Genomic DNA, 17108 nt, shown 5'->3' with positions numbered 1-17108 from the left:
CTCAGGGACGAGGCCGGGGTTCCTCATGCGCTCGCCCGCCACGCGAGGCCGGGGTTCCTCATGCGCTCGCCCGCCACGCGAGGCCGGGCCCCCATCCGCGCATCACCCCACGGCACAACGTATTTTGCCCACGCGCAGGAACAAAAATCCCACAATGTGGTCCACGTCCCGTTTGTCACCCACACTTATTGCGCATGTCAAGGCATATTTGCCTGCATTTCAGAAAAATTTACACTTTTCTGACTAATAGCAAAATGCTACTTTTATTACATGAACCACATCCTGGAACCGGACGTCACGTGGCTGCGGGACCCAGGGGCGTCGGTGAACCGTCTGACGGTGCACGCGACGTGGAGGTCACGCAGGCCACTTCAGATGCTCTCGAGCACCTGGCAGGTTACCGGTGTCACTGGCACCGCTGCGGAGCTGATTGATGAGGCTCCCGTTCATCAGAATTTCGGCGCGACATCTGTGCCTGGCATCCTGGAGCTGGATGGCTCACGGAGGTGCCCGCAGACGCAGGCGCGCCCGGAGGCACAGGCGCACGCGCAGACGCACGCTCACCCGGAGGGCAAGCAGCCCGCTGGCGGGGTGTCACCCACCGACGTTGTGCGCGCCTCGATTCTGCGCCGCGAGTTTTCCCTTGATGCGCCCCTCAAGGAGGCGGTTGATCGCGGCTGGATGATGACGCTGACTTTCGGCGGTTTTTCGGGTCCCCTCTACGCATGGCTCGATGGAGCGTTCGTCGGTTTTAGTGCGGACGGTTTCATTCCTGCGGCTTTTGACGTGACGGGCGCGTTGCAGCCCACCCACACGCACACGCTGGTTGTCTTGCTGATGGAGTCCCTGGTGTGCTGTCATGGCCTGTTCCGTGAAGTGTCGTTGGAGGCGAGGCCGACGGCACACATCGTCGACGTGGTGCCGGTGGCATCCCACGATGGCCGCGCAGGTGCGCTGACGCTGCGGGTTGAGACGACGGGGGGCGTCGAGGTTCATGCCACGCTCGTCAACGAGGCCGAACAGGAGAGGCTGTGGTCTGCGGTCGCATCTCCGGATGAGGTTGTTGACGCGCAGGGTCTGGATGTGATCCCCTGGAGCGCGGAGGAGCCGGCCCTGTACCGACTGATCGTCACGCTGCGCGATGAGGAAGGGGTCAAGGATACCGTGTCCCTTGACGTTGGCTTCCGCGACGTTGAGGCGACTGCGCAGGGTGTGACGCTGGGCGGTAAGGCACTGATCCTGCGGGGAGTGAACCGCAACGAGTGCGATGGGCGCACGGGCTTGGCTGTCAACTTGCCGGAGATGCTCGACGACATCGTGTGGTGTAAGCGCCACGGCGTGAACGCGGTTGTGATTGCGGGCGCGCCCGGCCACGCATGTTTCCTGGAGCTGGCAGACGAGTACGGCCTGTACGTCATCGACCGCGCGTCGGACGTGTACGGCCCGGGGGCCGCGCGCGACGAGGCAATCGAAGCGGCGATTCGCAGGGACCGTGCGCACCCGAGCGTGATCGCGTGGAACGTGGGTGACGTCGACGAGGAGCTTCGCGCGATCCACGCGTTGGACCCGACGCGCCCGGAGTTCGCGGGCGGCAACTTCCCGGACCTGTACGAGGTACGCAGCGAGGAGCTGCACTATGCGCCGGTGACCGTGGCTCCTTCCTATTCGGGGGTGACGGTGCGTAACCACATGACGTTCACGTCGACGTCGGATCTGGAGTTCCTCTGCCGCGTCGTCGAGGAGGGCCACGAAACGTGGGAGTATTCGGCGTCCCTGGATGTCGCGCCGGGTGAGACGGGCTTCCTTGAGGTGCCCTGGCCGTCCTCGGGCGTGCGCGAGGTCTCGGTGCGTCTGTCGTACAGCACGGGCTGGGCGTCGGCGGGCTTTGAGATCGCGCACGGAAGCCTGGCGGTGTAGGCCGCCGGCCTCGCAATGCGCCGCGACGACCGGGGCACGCACGCCACGCACGGCTTGCACAGCCCGCAGCACCCGCAGCCCGCACGGCGCCCCAGATAGCGCGACGAGGCCCGGGAACCCAGCCCAGGCCTCGTGCGCGGCGAGACAAGGCGGTCAGCGGAAGGCCGCGCGCCTCGTCGGAATGGTCGGCATGCCGAGCATGACGGAGCCGGATCCGCCGCACGACGTCGGCTCTTCGACGTCGACCAGCTGCAACACGTCGCCGTCGCGCGCCTCCGGGTCCTGCAGGGCGGTCGCCAGCATGAGCTTGATGCGGTTGAGCTGGTTGACTTCGGAGGCACCCGGGTCGTAGTCGACGGCCACGATGTTGGCCTCGGGGTAGCGGGTGCGCAGCGCGCGGAACATGCCCTTGCCGACGACGTGGTTAGGCAGGCACGCAAACGGCTGGGCGCAGATGATGTTCGGGCAGCCGTGTTCGATCATGTCGACCATTTCGGCGGTCAGGTACCAGCCTTCGCCGGCCTGGTTGCCCAGGCGCGCAATGTCCTGGGAGCGAGAGATCATCTCTTCGATGGGCCGGTGCGGCTCGAACTTGCCGTTCGTGGCCGCAAAAGCGCGGTGCACGGGCTTCTCGTACTTCTTGAGCGCCCAGAGCACGATCGGCATGATGTAGCGCTGCTTGCCGTCGATACCCAGGTTCTCCTTGTCCCACGCGGCGGTGGCCACGGAGTTGTGGAAGAACTGCATGAGGCCGGGCAGTTCGGCCTCGCAGCCCTCGGCCTCGATGACGTCGACGGCGTGGTTGTTGGCGTCGGGGTGGAACTTCACGAGGATCTCACCGACGAGGCCGACGCGCGGCTTACGCGGAATGTCGCGCAGGGGCAGGGCGTCGAAGGCGCGCACGCACTCGCGGATGATCTTCCCGTAGGAGACGCGCCCGCCGAGGGCCGCCACGCGTCCCGACGTGATCCACTCCTGCACGTAGGCGTCCCACGTGCGGTACAGCTCCATCGCGGAGCCGGGCGTGGCCTCGTAGGGGCGCACGCGCAGCAGCATCGACTGGATGGCATCGCCGATGACGAAGGCCTGGATGGCCTTGTGGATGTGGGGGATCCCCAGGTGGAATCCGGGGTTGTCCTCGATGCCCTGGACGGACAGCGCGATGACGGGCACCTGCGGGTATCCGGCGTCGCGCAGGCCCTTACGCAGCAGGGCGGCGTAGTTACTGGCGCGGCACATGCCGCCCGTCTGCGTGATGCCGACGGCCGTGCGGTCGGGGTCGGCGCGCCCGGAGATGAACTCGTCAAGGAGCTGGCCGATGACGACGATCGCCGGGTAGCACGAGTCGTTGTTGACGTACTTCAGGCCGACTTCCATGGAGGTGCGGCTCGTGTGCTCCAGGACCCGCACCTTCAGGCCCGCACTGGCGAACAGCGGGGTGAGGAAGCGGAAGTGGATCGGGGACATCTGGGGGGCCAGGATCTCGTATCCGGCCTCACGCATCTCTTCGGTGAAGGCTGTGCGCGGCTTGATGTGACCGGCCTGCTCCTCGCGGGCGGCGTCCCCGGAGGGGTCGCGCAGGGTGGCGGTGTCGACGGAACCCGACACGAGTCCCACGGACGAGGCGGGGGCCAGTCCCGCTCCATCCGCGCCGTTCTCGCCGTCGCCGGCCCCGGCCTCGTCGATCGAGGAGGCGAGGGTGGCGCGCTCGGTGATCGCCGCGTCGAGGGAACGCAGGCGGATCTTCGCGGCACCCAGGTTGGAGACCTCGTCGATCTTGAGGACGGTGTGCACGTCGCCGCGGCCCTCGAGGATCTCCTGGACCTGGTCGGCGGTGATCGCGTCGACGCCGCAGCCGAAGGAGTTGAGCTGGACCATCTCGAGGTCGGGTTCGTCGCCGACGCGGGCGGCGGCCTCGTAGAGGCGCGAGTGGTAGGACCACTGGTCGAGAACGCGCAGGGGGCGCTCGAGGCGCGCGTCGATGATGGAATCCTCGGTGAGGACGGCCATGCCGAGGCCGACGATGACCTCGGGGATGCCGTGGTTGATCTCGGGGTCGAGGTGGTAGGGGCGGCCCGCCAGCACGATGCCGCGCACGCCGTGCTCACGCATCCACTCGATCGTCTCGACGCCCTTCGCGCGGATCTCGGCCTTGACGGCGGCGTCCTCCTCCCACGCCTTGTCCAGGGCGGCCTTCATCTCCTCGACCGGGATGTCGTAGCCGTATTCCTTGAAGGTCTTGGACAGGTGGGCGGGCAGGTAGTCGCGGTTACCGAAGTTCACGAACGGGCTGATGAACTTCGTGCCGGGCTCTGCCAGGCGCTCCATGTTGTTGCGGATGACCTCGGGGTAGGTCGCCACGATGGGGCAGTTGTAGGAGTTTTCGGACTCGGTGAGTTTTTGCTCGAAGTCGACGCAGGGGTAGAAGATCGTCGTGATGCCCTTGTCCAGGAGGGACTCGATATGCCCGTGGACGAGCTTGGCCGGGTAGCACACGTTCTCCGAGGGGATGGACTCCATGCCGGTCTCGAAGAGGTCGTGGTTGGAACGGCCCGAGATCATGACGCGGAAGCCCAGCGCGGTGAGCATCGTGAACCAGAACGGGTAGTTCTCGTACATGCCGAGCACGCGCGGGATGCCGATGTCGCCGCGGAACGCCTTCTTCTCGGTGAGGCGGCGGTATCCGAAGATCCGCTTGTACTTCCAGTCGTAGAGGTTGGGCAGCTCCGACTTCTTGGGCACGCGCTCCAGGGAGGCACCGCGCTCGCAGCGGTTGCCCGACACGTGACGCTCGCCGTTGGAGAACGTCGAGATCGTCATCTGGCAGTGGTTCTGGCACAGGCGGCAGGTCTTGCGGGTCGTGTCCACGGCGAAGCCCTCGAGGGCCTCGATCGTGGCCAGGGACGAGGTCCCCTCCCCCGTGTCGTGCATGCGCGCGGTCAGGGCGGCGCCGTACGCGCCCATGAGGCCGGCGATGTCGGGGCGTACGACCTCGCGGCCGGTGAGCAGCTCGAAGGCGCGCAGCACGGAGTCGTTGAGGAAGGTGCCGCCCTGGACGACGACGCGTTCACCCAGGTCCGAGGGCTCCTTGAGCTTGATGACCTTGTAGAGGGCGTTACGCACGACGGAGTAGGACAGGCCGGCGCTGATGTCGCGCACGTCCGCGCCTTCCTTCTGCGCCTGCTTGACGGAGGAGTTCATGAACACCGTGCAGCGGGTGCCCAGGTCCACGGGAGATTCGGATTCCATGGCCATGCGCGCGAAGGATCGCACGTCGGTTCCCATCGTCTGCGCGAAGGTCTGCAGGAAGGAGCCGCAGCCCGAGGAGCAGGCCTCGTTGACAGAAATGGAGTCCACCGCGTGGTCGCGGATGCGCAGGTACTTCATGTCCTGGCCGCCGATGTCGATGACGGAGGTGACGCCGGGGCAGATGAATTCCGCGGCGCGGTAGTGGGCCATCGTCTCGATCTCGCCCTCGTCCATGGTGAGGGCGGCCTTGACCAGGCCCTCGCCGTAGCCGGTCGCGCACGAGCGGCCGATCTCGCAACCCTCGGGCAGCGCGGAGCGGACGGCTCGCACGATGTCGACGGCCGCGGCCACGGGGTCGCCCTCGTTGGAGGCGTAGTGGGTGAAGACGATGCGGTCCTGGGAGTCGATGACGACGGCCTTGATCGTCGTGGAGCCCGCGTCGATGCCGAGCCAGCAGCGGCCCTCGGCCTCGTCGAGGCTGGCCTTGGGGATGACGTCGAGGCTGTGGCGGGCGATGAATTCCTCTCGATCCTCCGGGGTCGCGAAGAGCGGATCCATGCGCGGGGACTCTACCTGAACCGGGGCGGCGGCGAGGCGCTCCATGAGGGTGGTGAGCTTCTCGCCGCGCGAATCGACGGAGGTGGCACCGGCTTCCTCGGCCTGGCGTGCCTTCTTGGCGGCTTCCTTCTCGGCGAGGAGGGCCGCGCCGATGGCGACGTAGAGCTGGGCGTCGTCGGGGGTGACGAAGGCGTCGGCCTTGGGCAGGAGGGCCTTGTAGGCCTCGCGCAGGGCGGGCAGGAAGTGCAGGGGGCCGCCGAGGAACATGACGGTTCCGCGGATCGGGCGCCCGCACGCCAGGCCCGCGATGGTCTGGGTGGCGACGGCGTTGAAGATGGAGGCGGCCAGGTCCTCGTGGGCGGCGCCCTGGTTGATGAGGGGCTGGATGTCGGACTTGGCGAACACGCCGCAGCGCGAGGCGATCGGGTAGAGCTGGGTGTGGCGGGTCGCCAGCTCGCCGAGGCCGGAGGCGTCCGTGTGCAGGAGGGTCGCCATCTGGTCGATGAAGGCGCCGGTGCCGCCCGCGCACGTGCCGTTCATGCGCTGCTCGGGGGTGGGGTGCAGGTAGGTGAGCTTGGCGTCCTCGCCGCCCAGCTCGATGACGACGTCGACCTCGGGGTGCAGGCGCTGGGTGGCCTCGGTGCCGGCGATGACCTCCTGGACGAAGGGGATGCCCATGGCGCGGGCGGTCGTCAGGCCGCCGGAGCCGGTGATGGCCGCGTGGACGCGCGCGCCGGGCAGGGCGCGTTCGACGTCGGCGAGGAGGGCTCCCAGGGATGCGCGCACGTCGGCGTTGTGGCGCCGGTAGTCGGAGAAGAGTCGGCGGTTGCCGTCCAGGACGACGGCCTTGACGGTCGTCGAGCCGACGTCGATGCCGAGCTGGTAGGGGCGCGTGGCCTCGTGGTGACCCTGTGTTGTCATGACGTACCTCCTGAGTCCTCACCACAACTTAGGAAACCCAAAGCACAGAGTCAAAGGCGTCCACTATGAGCGGGCTCGCACTGACTAAAACCGCTGAATACCCGGCAAAATAGGGGGTGGCATCCCCCGCACTGAGCACGCGCCCACTCGCGGCAAAACAAAGAATTACAACATATGAAGCGTAACAAAATTCAACCCATCGGCAAAAACCCCGTCCCGGCCTCGTCGCGAGAGCTCCGCACCGACCTGCCTGCCGCGCCCGCCCCGCCCCGCGTATCCGCAGGTGCGAGGCATACGCGCCGATTAGGAGACGGCCGCGACAGGTATCGCGCGGACCTGGGTGGCCTTGACGCTCACCCACAGGGAATCACCGACGCCGAGGCCGAGGTCGGACCAGGCGGAGGCGGTCACGCGGGAGGTCACTGACACGCCCTCCGCGAGCGCGACGCGCACGCTGACGAGGGAGCCGTCGACGTCGATGCCCGAGGCGACACCGGGCAGGACGGACCGCGGCGAGGCGTGGGATTCCTCGCGGGAGAGAGCCACGGCCTCGGGCGGGAAGGTGAGCGCGACGCGGCCACCCTGGTTGCTTCCGCCGGAAGCGACGTCGTCGGCCGCATCGCCGGACGCCACGTCGACACGACCCGCATCAGTCGAGTCGAACCCGGACAGGTCGGCCGCCCACAGCTCTGCCTCGCCGACGCTCACTCCGACCATGCCGGGGCGGGTCACGATGGGCCCGGCCACGATGTTGAGCCCGGCCAGGCGCGCGGCGAACACCGATGACGGCGAGGCGAGGACGCGGGCGGGTTCGCCCTCCTCGACGACGCGCCCGTCCCCCATGACGATCATGTGGGAGGCGAGGGCCAGGACCTCGGCGATGTCGTGAGAGACGAGCAGGGTCGTGATTCCCGCGCCGGTAAGGCGCTGGCGCAGGAGGGAGGACACCTGCGTGGTGGCTTCGACGTCGAGGGCGGCCGTGGGCTCGTCGAGGATGAGGACCTCGGGGCGGAAGACCAGTGCGCGGGCGATCGCGACGCGGGCGGCCTGGCCGCCGGACAGGTCGGAGGCACGCTTGTGCGCGAGGTCGTCCATGCCGACGGCGCGCAGCTGCTCGAGTGCAGCGGCCCGCGCCTGGGCGCGCCCCACCCCGCGCACGCGCAGCGGGAAGGCGACGTTGGCGAGCACGCTCATGTGCGTGAAGATGCGGGGGGCCTGGGAGACCATGGCGACGCCGCGGCGGCGCGCGGGCACGAACGTGACGGCGTCGTCGACGACGCGCTCGCCGATGCGGGCGCTGCCCTCGTCGAGGCGCAGCGTTCCGGCGATCACCTGGGCGAGCGTCGACTTTCCCGCGCCGTTGTGACCGACGACGGCCGTCACGAGGCCGGGGCGAAGCTCCGCGTCCACGTTCCAGCCGCGTGCCTCCACGCTTCCGGTGACGCGCACGTCCGCACCCTCCCCCGCATCTTCCGCGAGCACGGTCGGGGCCGCGGAGGAGGAAGCGGAAGGAGCGCCGGGAGCGGCGGCGCGCCCATGCCTCGTCGATGACAGGCGCGAACGCACGACAGAGGCGAGGCGCCCCCACGGTGTTTCCGTGAGCGCGACGACGGCCGCGGCGACACCGAGGAGGACGATGCCGAGCGCGAGGGCCAGGTCCGCGTCGGACTCGCGGGCCAAGTAGATCTGGAGGGGCATCGTGCGGGTCACGCCCTGCATGGACCCGGCGAAGGTGAGGGTCGCGCCGAATTCGCCGAGGCAGCGGGCGAGCGCGAGGGCCGCCCCGCGACCGAGGCCGGGCAGGACCGTAGGCAGGGTGATCTGCCAGAAGACGCGCGAGGGCGAGGCGCCGAGGGAGGAGGCCATCTCGTCGAGCCCCTGCTCGCGGGAGCGCAGCGCGGATTCGAGGGTGACGATGAGGAAGGGCAGGGAGACGAAGACCTGCGCGATGACGACGGCGCTCGTCGTGAAGGCGATGTCGAGGCCGGCGCCGCTGAGGAGAGCCCCGAGGGTCGAGCGCCTACCGAAGGCCGCGAGGAGCGCGATGCCGGCGACGACGGGCGGCAGCGAGAGCGGTAGAGCGACGAGGATGCGGGCGGCGCGCACGCCTCGCCACGAGCGCGACAGGACGAGGGCCGCGGGGACGCCGAGGAGGAGGTCGACGCCGAGCGCGATGGCGCAGGTGCGCATGGACAGGCCGAGGGCGTCGCGAGCCTCCGCGGTGGCGAGGGTCGCTCCCAGGGTCGACCAGTTGACGCGCCCCAGCATGAAGGCCAGGGGCAGGACCAGGAAGCACAGGGCGAGCGCACCGAGGCCCCCCGCCCAGATGGGCAGGGGGCTCACGGCGGACGTTCGACGCGATGTCACCTGTCGATGTTACTTCGCGGCGGGCGTGAAGCCGGCGTCTTCGAGGACCTTCTGGCCGTCGGCGGAGAGGACCAGGTCGATCCATTTCTGGCCGAGGTCCTTCTTGGTCGAGGCGCTCACGAGGGCGATCGGGTACTTGTTGACGGCCTCGTCGGCGCCCTGGATGGCGACGGTCTCGACGGCGTCGCCCTCGGCGAGGGCGTCGGTCTTGTAGACGATACCGGCGTCGGCCTGTCCGGAGGCCACCTTGCCGCGCACGTCGGTGACGGCCTGCTCCTCGGAGGCGGGGCTCAGGGTCACGCCGAGCTTCTCGGTGAGGGTCTTGGTGAGCTTGCCGCAGGGCACCTCGGGGGCGCAGATGACAAGCTTGGCGCCTTCGAGCGAGGAGTCGAGGCCGGTGATGCCGGCGGGGTTGCCGGGCGTCGTGATGAGGGTCAGCGTATTGGTGACGAAGATGGTCTGCGCGTCGACCTGGGAGGCGTCGGCGGCCTTCTTCATCGTGGACTCGTTGGCGGTGGCCAGGACGTCAACGTCCGCGCCTTCGCTGAGCTGGGTCACGAGGTCCTGGGAGCCCGCGAAGTTGAAGCGCACGTCCACGCCGGGGTTGGCGGCCTCGAAGGTCTTCTCGAGCTCACCGAAGGTCTCGGTCAGCGAGGCGGCGGCGTAGACGTTGAGGACGGTGGTCTCGGCGGCGGGCTGGGTCGCGGGCGACGAGGCCGTGGAGTCGGCGGCGGGGGAGCCGGAAGTGCAGGCGGCGAGGGCCAGGACCGCCGCGCCGAGGACGGGAAGGATGCGAAGGGAACGCACTCGCCTCTCCTCTAATAAGGGAATAGAACGCATTAAATCTAACAAGGTGCGCGACGCGCGCGCAACGATTCACAGATCCGCATTCAAATCGTTACTTTTCCCCCTCATTTCAGCGAAATCAAGATCTCTATTTAACTTGTTTTCAACCATGTAAATACGGGTGATCGGCAGCAACTCCGCGCACTCGACGATGACTGGACGCGCGAGGCCCCACACAGGCCCCATTTACCTCGGGCGCGACGCACACAAAATCACTGTCACGCCCATACTCCTCCCCACCCCGCCTTGTTACGAAGAAGGGACTAGGATCACACTTATACGCATTCGCCACCGGAGGACACCATGCCCAAGCCCGTCGACTACGACCTCAGCCAGATCAGCGCCCACGTCATCACCTATTCCGACCGCATTCAGCGCGGCACGAAGGAGGATCGGACGACCCCCGCCTGCACTGCCGCACTGGCAGAGGCGGGCCTTGGCCCGGTGACGGTCGCGGCGATCCCCGAGAGTGCCGACGTCCTCGAGACGGAGATCCGCGACGCACTCGAGGCCGGCGCGCGCTTCATCCTGGTTCTGGGCGGCTCGGGCTTCGGCGTGGGCAACTACGCGCCTGAGGTCGTCCGCTCGATTATCGAGGTCGAGATCCCGGGCATCGCCGAGCAGATCCGCGCCCACGGCCTCGTCAGCACCCCTCTGTCGGGCCTGTCCCGGGAGGTCGTCGGCGTGACGGCGCGGGACTCGTCGGGGGCCCTCGTCGTCTCCTCCCCCGGCTCGCGCGGCGGCGCGCTCGACACTCTCGAGGTGGTCACGCCGCTGCTGGGAGCGATCTTCCACCAGCTCGACGAACAGCGCTAACCCTCTTCTCCATCCCCTTCTTCTCTCCCCCTCTTCCCCCACGCCCCTCTCGCCCCCTCTCTCCGCCTCTCCCCCTCTCTCAATGTCGCATGCAATTTGGCTCTCCTAAGTTTTCTTAGGTATCGAGAAAACGTTGAAATACCAACATTCCCATTTCAAAGTTCGAAAGGTTGACATGGGAATTGCATGCGACATTTGTGGGGAACCATGCCGACGATCAGGGACGAGGCCTCGGTCGGGAGGCATCGATCAGGAGGCGTAGCCGGTCCAGCGACCCGAGGCCGTGAAGGTCGCGCGTCGGCCATCAATAACCTGCGTACCGGTGACCATGGCACCCGTCTCGTTCATGTAGTACCAGGAACCACCGTCCTGGATCCACCCGGTGGCCATGACGCCCGAGTCGTGGAAGTAATACCAGGACCCACCCGCGCTCTGCCAACCGACAGTCATCGCGCCCGATGAGCTCATGTAGTACCAGGCGTCGCCATCGCGCAGCCAGCCTGAGACCATCTTCCCGGATTCGTTCATGTAGTACCAGGAGCCACCGTCCTGGATCCACCCGGTTGCCATCGTGCCCGCACCGTCGAAGTAGTACCAGGTGCCGTCGATACTCTGCCAGCCCGTCACCACAGCGCCAGAGGAACGCATGTAGTACCAGCGTCCGTCGACCTTCTGCCAGCCTGTGAGCATCGCGCCGGTTGACTCGTCCAGGCGATACCAGGTCCCGCGGTCGGCGAACCATCCGGTTGACGCACGACCGTCGACGAAATAATGCCAGTTCCCATCGACGCGCTGCCACCCCTGTGCGGTCGGATTCCCCTTGTCGTCGAGGTAGTATCGGGAGCTTCCGTCGTAGATCCATCCTGTCGCCATCACGCCGGTGGAATCCATCCAGTACCAGGTGCCGCGATCGTTCACCCACTGGCTCGTCGCACAATAGGGGTGATCCGCAAAGAAGTACCAGTTGCCTGACCAGCCCTTCCACCAGCCGTACGTCGACTGGGGGCGCGCGCCCTGGAACCACCACGCCCGCGGCGTGACGCCCTGGTAGTACTCATGCCCCCACGAAGCAGCAGACAGGTCGTTATAGCTGATGCCCGATTCGGTGAAGGTCCCCACCACGGCGGGAATGCGCGCCCTGTCCCACAGGTCGGCGGTTGGCGCCCATGACGCGGTGCCGCTGACAGTGACCGAGGTCGTCAGGCGGTCCGGGGTCACCCATTCGGGGTTGGTCTGGATGATCATCGAGGGCGAGAGGGCGGCCATGAACGACTCTGAGTTCGAGGTCGCGAGCCCGTGATGCCCCGCCTTGAGCATGTCGACGTGTCCGACGACGGCCGCTATCCGATCCTCGAGGTCCCCCTCGATTTCGAGGTCGGCGGCGAGGAACGCGCGGTGCCCGAAGGCCGAGACGACACTTCCCCAGCCGAGCAGGTTCGCATCGCGAATGGGATGACGCTGATAGGACTCCTGGGGATCAAAGGGAATGAGCTGAACGTCCATGTCACCGAGCTGCACGTGCGTGTCGTAGTTCCGTACGTGTTGGACGATCTGCGCGCCGTAGCTGCGCTGTGCCCAGGAGGCGGCGGCAATCATGCGGTCATAGACCCACTGATTGTCCCAGAGCGCATTCGGGTTTGAGATCCAGGCGTCGGAGTATTCCGGGCTGAAGATGACTTGCGGATGGAAGCGGTAGATGATGTCGTCCGCATTATCGATATGATCGGAGTGAGGGTGGGTGCCCAGGTAGAAAGCCAGGTTCGAGGAGGTCACCCCCTGGGATGACATGTAGTCCAGGATCCGCTGCGTATCCCCCTTGGACGCCGGGGTGGTCCCCGGTCGCAGGGGGTAGCGAGGATCGGATCCATCGGGCGCACCTTGCCCCTCGCCTCCGTCGATCATGCCGAATACTCCCTTGGATTCGAGCAGGATTGCGTCCGATCCCTGGGTGGAGATGACGTGAACGCGGGTCGGTCCAGAGGTCCCGGGATAGACGTAGGTATGGACGTCGGCGCTTTCCTCCTGGGACGAGGCCGTGGCTGCGTCGGCGGACTCGGTGGAGTCGGAGGCGTCAGCACCGTCCGAGGCCGCACGGTCCTGGGAGTCAGCCGGATCGGCCACCCCGGCGTCCGAGCGTGACAGGTCGAGGTCGGCGGACTCCGCGTCGCTGTGCATTTCCTGACCGTCCGTCGGAGCGGCAGCAGTCGAGGGAGCGAGACTTGCGATGAGAATTCCTGACAATAGGGCCAGTCCGAGCCGCTGCCACAGTTGTCCGTGACGAAGTTTCATGAGGGCACCTTGATGGGAGTGAGCCGTGAGATACTGACCCTCCCAACCTATACCCTCTGTGGCATTACTTACAAATCATTTGCCGAGGAGATCCTGCCACCAGGCCACATCCTCGGGGGTATCGATGTCCCGGCAGACGTCAGCGTCGACGCTCACCCGCTCGAGCGCGAGCGCGCGCAGCACCCGACGCACCCCCACGCCGCGAACGGACCCGAGGGCAGCCACGGCCTCGTCGAGAATGCGGCGCAGCGCCCCCGCGCGATAGACGCCCATGAGGTACTGATCGAAAGGCTGGGGGTCGCCGCCGACCGCGATGCGTCCCTCACTATCCGACCCCAGAGGAGACCCCAGGAGGGCGGGCACAAGGCCTGCCACGCCGGGCGCATCGACGGAGACCACGACGACCAGGACGTCGTCGTCGACGCCCAGCGCGCGCAAGCCCGCATCGATACCGGCCAGCGGGCCGCCACTCGGCGGATCCTCGAGCGTACGCACGACCCCTTCCGGGACGCGTACGGTCGGGGGTACGACGGCCACGCATCCCGCGCCGCACGCCTGCAACAAAACCCCGCACACGCGGTCGATCACACGCACACCACCCAGCGTCAGGTCGGGCTTCGACACGCCCCCCAGCCGCTCGCCTCCGCCTCCGCCGACGACGATCGCCGCAACGTCAGCACGCGGGGCAGCCACGAGACTCAGTCCCACGGGGCGAAAGTCAGCACGTCGGCACGCTGCGTCGCCGCATCCATCATGAGGACGCGCCCGATGAGCGGCTCGCCGAAGCCCACCAGCACCTTGATGGCCTCCGTCGCCATGGCGGTGCCCGCCTGGCCGACGACGGGACCGAGCACGCCCACCTTCGGCGAGGCCGGCGTCGTCCCGGGAGCAGGCTGGACCGGGTGCAGGCTACGCAGCGTCAGCGACGGCACGGGGGCCGGTGCCTGGGACCAGAAGACACTCACCTGGAAGGCCATGGACACGACCGTGCCCCACACGAGCGGCACGCCCGAATCCGCGCAGTAGTCCGCCACCAGGTACTTCGCGTCGAAGTTATCCGTGCACTCCACGATCAAGTCCCAATCGCGGCCGTGCTCATCCAGCCACTGCCGGGTCACGTGCCCAAAGCGCTCAAAATGCACCGACGAGTTCAGCCCGGTCAGGTGACGCACGGCCGAATCCGGCTTCGGATCCCCCACGTCACCCTCGCCGTGCAGGAGCTGACGCTGCAGGTTCGAGACCTCAACAACGTCGGAGTCACAGATGCCGATCGTGCCGATCCCGGCCGCCGTCAGGTACAGGAGGACGGGCGAGCCGAGGCCACCCGCACCCACCACGAGCGCGCGAGACGCAGCGAGGCGCGCCTGACCGGCCTCGCCGATACCCGAGACCAACCAGTTACGACGGAAACGCTCCAGCGCGGGGTCCCCGGCCTCGTACGGGACAGGCTGATTGATGAGGGGCAGCGCAACCGAGCGGCCCGAAACAGCGGCCTGGCGCGAATAGGGGTCGCCGATCGTCATCTCACAGGCCCGACCAGTTGTGCGAACCGTCGGACAGTTCCTGCTTCTTCCAGATCGGCAGCTTCGCCTTCACATCCTCGACGATCGTCTCCACCGCGCGGAACGCCTGCGCGCGATGCTCCGCCGCAACGGCCACAACCATCGCATCGTCACCGATCTCCAGACGGCCCACGCGATGCCACGCCACAATGCAATGAACGCCGGGACGATCCCTCATTCCCGAGACAATTTCCCGCAGAATCTGCGGGGATGACGGGTGCGACGAGTACTCGATCGCATCCACGCTCTCGCCACCGTCATGATTACGCACCACGCCAATGAAAGACGCGACGGCACCACAGGTGTCACGGCGGGCACTGTTGATCAGCGCAGCCGCATCCAGGGGGTCCTCGGTAATACCGGTTGCAATCTCTGCGGACATGGGATCCTCCAATGATGGGAGAGGCTATATCCACATCCTACGATGAAGCGGTCAGGATTGTCTTACAACCCTGACCGCCCCACACAAATGATTAGTAAATCTCACCCTCCAGCGAAGGGGGGCAGCACGTCAACGCGTGCACCCGGCGCGAGCTCGCTATCCGGGCGGGCCGAGCGCTCGTTCACCAGGTAGCTCGACACACTCAGGATACGGGCCAGCTCGGGGCTCTCCGCGCTCAGCTGTTCAAGGAGCTCACCGAGCGTTTCCGGCGTCTCAGAGGAGGGCACTTCGCGGACGTAACCACCGGCAGCCTCAGCGGCGCCACCGAAGAAGTGCAGCGTCGTCGACAGGGGCTTCGGGTTTGCCTCATTCAGCGAACGAATGTAGATCGTCATACGCAGCGGATCCATCGGATCGACATCAAGTGACCACGTGGCAAATCCGGTCGCCGTACGCTCGAACACGCGCTCGACGATGCCGCGGCGAAGCTCCAGCGCCAGATCATCCGGCGCGCCGGGCTCGGTAAAGGGGCACGCCGTCAGCACGACCGCCATCGGGTCGGTGTCATGAGGGATCGACGCGAAGCCCATCGCATTCATGAACAGGCGCACCTTGCCCAGGTGAGCCGCAATATTGAAGGTGTCGCGCACCGGACGACGACTCGGCGCGTGGCTATGATCCGGAACCGCCATCGTCACGAGGGCCGCATCCGCCCACCGCGAGCCAATCTCACGCACAGACGCGACAGGATCTGCCGCATCCGCACGCAGCCAGGCCAGCAAAGACGAGGTGAGCTGGTGCAGCATCTGGGCAGCGAAGGACGGATCCGCCGGGGTCGTCGTCGAATAGCCGAGCGCGGGACGGCCTCGCCCCGAAGAGGGAAGCTGCTGCTTCTCGACCAGGCCGAGCGAGAATAGGCCCTCAAGGGTCTCGCGCACGCTCGACACGTGCAAGCCGGCCTCCTGGGCCAGTTCGGCGACGGTGACGGGGCTCGCGTGGTGCGAAATGCGCTCCAGGAGAGCGTGCTGCGCGGGGGTCAGAGCAGCCATCGCGGCGAGTGTTTCAGCCAGAGGCCGAGAACGGGAGGTGTCATTCATCGATAGTCCTCTCTCCCTCATAATCAGCGGAAATGCACATGACGAGCATCACCAAACGGCTTTAGACCTGTTACGTTACTTACAAAGTGCTCTTTATTCTACCCAGCACACAAGCCGCTCCGCACGGCCAATACCACCGACTGGTCTCATTACGCGGGGTCGACGCCTCTATTCGCGCAGGTCTGGCAGCGCACCCCACGATAAATGCGCGCGGCGAGGATAAAGACGAGGGGACAGGCTTTCGCCCACCCCCTCATCTCGCCGATCACCCGGCCACGGCCTCGCCCCTTCGGCAGGACCGCGGCGCGGGCACCGGCCATCGATCAGTCAGACATGCCGCCGCGCGTCAGCTGGTGCTCGCGGCGCTCGTCGCGCGCGCGGTACACCACCGGGGGACGCGCCACGTAGCCGACCGGCGCGCTCACCGCGTGCACGAGGCGGGTGAACGGCCAGATGCAGAAGAGCAGCAGACCGGCGACGATGTGCAGCTTGAAGCTGAGGGGCACATCGGCCATCAGGTGCGCCTGCGGGTGCAGGTAGAAGATCGAGCGGAACCAGACGGAGATCGTCTCGCGGTAGTCGTAGCCCTCGTGGCCGCCGAGCACCTGGTTCAGCAGCGTCGCCGCGCCGCCCAGGAGCACCGGGATGGTCAGCATGACGTAGGTGACGATATCCATGCGGGTCGTCGCCACGCGCACCGACTTGTACACCAGACGGCGGTAGATCAGCATCGCGAGGCCGACGATCGTCATGATTCCGGCGATCGTACCGGGGATCGTCGCCATCAGGTGGTAGACGTGCTGGGGCACGCCGGCCGCCTCGGTCCAGGTCTTCGGGATCACGAGGCCGAGGATGTGGCCCATGAACACGAAGAGGACACCGAAGTGGAACAGCGGCGACGCCCAGCGCAGGATGGTCGGCTCATTCCACTGCGAGGAACGAGACGTCCAGCCGTACTGGTCCGTCTTGTAGCGCCACGCGAGGCCCACGATGAGGATCGCGAAGGACACGTAGGGCAGGACCACCCACAGGGCAATGTCCAGGAAGGACAGCGACTGCGTCTCGGCTGCAGACGCGGCATGCAAAAGTACGGATTCCATGAAC

The 17108-nt window shown here is 66.9% G+C and carries 11 protein-coding genes; 2 read left to right on the top strand and 9 right to left on the bottom strand.

Annotated elements, in window-relative coordinates:
* The first annotated feature begins 270 nt into the window (after positions 1 to 270).
* Positions 271 to 1917 (top strand): glycoside hydrolase family 2 TIM barrel-domain containing protein, encoded by a 1647-nt coding sequence (locus tag O3656_RS06855; protein ID WP_500063236.1) that lies wholly within the window; start codon positions 271 to 273, stop codon positions 1915 to 1917.
* A gap of 153 nt (positions 1918 to 2070) precedes the next feature.
* On the opposite strand, the gene O3656_RS06850 is transcribed toward O3656_RS06855, so the two are convergent.
* The 3 genes from O3656_RS06850 to modA all read right to left on the bottom strand — a co-directional run bounded on the left by O3656_RS06850 (position 2071) and on the right by modA (position 9819).
* Positions 2071 to 6645: an acyl-CoA dehydratase activase-related protein gene (locus O3656_RS06850; protein WP_500063235.1), complete on the bottom strand. Its 4575-nt coding sequence runs from the start codon at positions 6643 to 6645 to the stop codon at positions 2071 to 2073.
* A 303-nt stretch (positions 6646 to 6948) separates the two neighbouring features.
* Positions 6949 to 9012 carry an ABC transporter permease gene (locus O3656_RS06845; RefSeq protein WP_500063234.1) on the bottom strand — a complete coding sequence of 688 codons (2064 nt, stop codon included), beginning with the start codon at positions 9010 to 9012 and terminating at the stop codon, positions 6949 to 6951.
* 9 nt (positions 9013 to 9021) lie between these two features.
* Complete coding sequence (gene modA / locus O3656_RS06840) at positions 9022 to 9819, bottom strand: molybdate ABC transporter substrate-binding protein (protein ID WP_500063233.1); 798 nt, start codon at positions 9817 to 9819, stop codon at positions 9022 to 9024.
* Positions 9820 to 10161: 342 nt separating this feature from the next.
* Here modA and O3656_RS06835 point away from each other — a divergent pair, with 342 nt between their 5' ends.
* Positions 10162 to 10674, top strand: a complete 513-nt coding sequence (locus tag O3656_RS06835) for a molybdopterin-binding protein (protein WP_500063232.1) — start codon at positions 10162 to 10164, stop codon at positions 10672 to 10674.
* Positions 10675 to 10923: 249 nt separating this feature from the next.
* On the opposite strand, the gene O3656_RS06830 is transcribed toward O3656_RS06835, so the two are convergent.
* From O3656_RS06830 to narI, 6 genes are all read right to left on the bottom strand, one after another.
* Positions 10924 to 12849 carry a ComEC/Rec2 family competence protein gene (locus O3656_RS06830; protein WP_500063231.1) on the bottom strand — a complete coding sequence of 642 codons (1926 nt, stop codon included), beginning with the start codon at positions 12847 to 12849 and terminating at the stop codon, positions 10924 to 10926.
* 189 nt (positions 12850 to 13038) lie between these two features.
* On the bottom strand, positions 13039 to 13656 hold the full coding sequence (gene mobA / locus O3656_RS06825) for a molybdenum cofactor guanylyltransferase (RefSeq protein ID WP_500063230.1): 618 nt from the start codon (positions 13654 to 13656) through the stop codon (positions 13039 to 13041).
* A gap of 5 nt (positions 13657 to 13661) precedes the next feature.
* On the bottom strand, positions 13662 to 14486 hold the full coding sequence (locus O3656_RS06820; RefSeq protein WP_500063229.1) for a HesA/MoeB/ThiF family protein: 825 nt from the start codon (positions 14484 to 14486) through the stop codon (positions 13662 to 13664).
* Between the two features lies 1 nt (position 14487).
* Positions 14488 to 14907, bottom strand: a complete 420-nt coding sequence (locus tag O3656_RS06815) for a molybdenum cofactor biosynthesis protein MoaE (RefSeq protein ID WP_500063228.1) — start codon at positions 14905 to 14907, stop codon at positions 14488 to 14490.
* Positions 14908 to 15008: 101 nt separating this feature from the next.
* A complete protein-coding gene (locus O3656_RS06810) occupies positions 15009 to 16004 on the bottom strand; it encodes a MoaD/ThiS family protein (RefSeq protein ID WP_500063227.1) in 996 nt (331 codons plus the stop codon).
* A gap of 323 nt (positions 16005 to 16327) precedes the next feature.
* Entirely contained in the window at positions 16328 to 17104 is a 777-nt protein-coding gene (gene narI, locus O3656_RS06805; RefSeq protein WP_500063226.1) for a respiratory nitrate reductase subunit gamma, read from the bottom strand.
* Positions 17105 to 17108: the final 4 nt, after the last annotated feature.

The organism is Pauljensenia sp. 27098_8_83, assembly GCF_041432695.1.
GTDB lineage: Bacteria > Actinomycetota > Actinomycetes > Actinomycetales > Actinomycetaceae > Pauljensenia.
This window is presented reverse-complemented; position numbering and strand designations above follow the sequence as displayed.